Below are 1,705 nucleotides of genomic sequence, written 5' to 3' on the forward strand. Positions count from 1 at the left end.
GCTTGGGGTCAATCTGGCACGGCCCGAAACAAAATTCACGTGGAATTTTGACCTCTTGGAAAAGCGGTGGCGCCGCGCATCGACGCCACCGCTCGTTCGTTTCACCAAATGCATGTCGCCCAAAAGTGCGCAGCGGTTTTGGGATAACGACATGCATCCAAGCAAAAGTTTGCTCGTCAACTCAGGCGGAGACGGAAGCCGGAATGGCGCAGGCGACGCCGGTGCCTTGCAGATTGCAATAACCATAGGGGTTCTTCGCCAGATATTGCTGATGGTCTTCCTCGGCGAAGAAGAATTCGGGTGCTGCCGCAATCTCGGTGGTGATCTTGCCGTGATTTGCGCCACGCAGCGAGGCTTCATAAGCATCGCGCGACGCCACCGCCGCCCGGTACTGCCCGTCGCCAAAGGTGTAGATCGCCGAACGGTAGGTGGTGCCGACATCGTTGCCCTGGCGCATGCCTTGGGTCGGGTCATGGTTCTCCCAGAACAGCTTCAGCAGTTCCGCATAGGACACGATCTTCGGGTCGTAAACGACCAGCACGACTTCGGCATGGCCGGTAAGGCCGGTGCAGGTTTCCTGGTAGGTCGGGTTGGGGGTGACGCCGCCAGCATAACCGACCGCCGTGACCCACACGCCCTCGACCTGCCAGAACAGGCGCTCGGCGCCCCAGAAGCAGCCCAGCCCGAACAGCGCCGTCTCCAGCCCTTCGGGATAGGGGCCCTTGAGTGGCCTCTTCGAGACAAAATGCCTGGATGCCGTCGGGATCGCCTTGGCGCGGCCTGGCAGCGCCTCGGCGGGCTTCGGCAGATTGAGCTTCTTGTTCAGCACATCGCTGAGAAAAAACATTAAGCAGTCTCCCTTTCTCTTTATTGGGATTATTTGGGATTTCTCTTCGTTGGGGACGCCAGAAGGTCACTAGATCATTATGTCGGGGCAAACCGCCCGGTCGGCCGCTCCCGCCTGTAGCCGATCATGTAGAGAACAAGCGCAAGCACCGCGAACACCGCAAAGCCGGGCTGGTTAAGCACAAAGGCGATGACGCCGTCCCACAGCAGCGACCCGGCCTTGTCGCGGACAAAGCTTTCGAAGGCGCTTCGCGTATCGGGCGAGACGGCGAGCCAGCTGGTATTGAGCGGGGTCAGCACCAGCGCGGAGGCCGCCACCGACCGTGTCGTGTCGAGCACCGCCATGATGACGGAAACGGAAAGCGCCACCATCGCCGCGAGACGGAAAAGAAAGCGCAGCATCCAGACCTTCCCTCCCCAGGGACTTTGCCAGACTTGTCTGTTTCGGCCAGATTTGTCTGTTTCGGGCTAAGAGATAGTGCGCGCGCCCCTTGTTCGCAATCGCGACACGCGAAATTGAAGCTTCTGATCAATCAGCGTTCATGGAGCGACACATCGCGGGCGCGACCTCGGCAGCGCGGCAAAACCACCTTTGGCCGGCAAAGCGAATAGAGCGCCGTTATGGCTTGGCATTCGACGCCGGATCGACTAGATGAGCCCCGCGCCTGTTGCTTTGACGGCTTGGGCGCCAAGGGCATGCCGCTGGTTGACGGCGCCCACGGTGCGGACATTCCGGGCCGGATTTCAACGGGAGTTGCATGTCCCCCAACCCGCGCGGCGAAACCGGCCGATGCGACATGCCGAGACGGAGAGGTGGCCGAGTGGTTGAAGGCGCACGCCTGGAAAGTGTGTTTACGGG

Annotated in this window: 3 protein-coding genes; all 3 read right to left on the reverse strand. The window is 60.8% G+C overall.

Annotated elements, in window-relative coordinates:
• Positions 1 to 180 (reverse strand): hypothetical protein (locus CN311_RS32980; RefSeq protein ID WP_208866506.1); only part of this gene is annotated, 180 nt, incomplete at its 3' end.
• 1 nt (position 181) lies between these two features.
• Complete coding sequence (gene msrA / locus CN311_RS15910) at positions 182 to 847, reverse strand: peptide-methionine (S)-S-oxide reductase MsrA (protein ID WP_097574727.1); 666 nt, start codon at positions 845 to 847, stop codon at positions 182 to 184.
• Positions 848 to 924: 77 nt separating this feature from the next.
• Positions 925 to 1,248, reverse strand: coding sequence for a hypothetical protein (locus tag CN311_RS15915; protein ID WP_097574728.1), 324 nt, complete (start codon positions 1,246 to 1,248; stop codon positions 925 to 927).
• Positions 1,249 to 1,705 lie beyond the last annotated feature (457 nt).

This window comes from Mesorhizobium sanjuanii (genome assembly GCF_002529485.1).
GTDB lineage: Bacteria > Pseudomonadota > Alphaproteobacteria > Rhizobiales > Rhizobiaceae > Mesorhizobium > Mesorhizobium sanjuanii.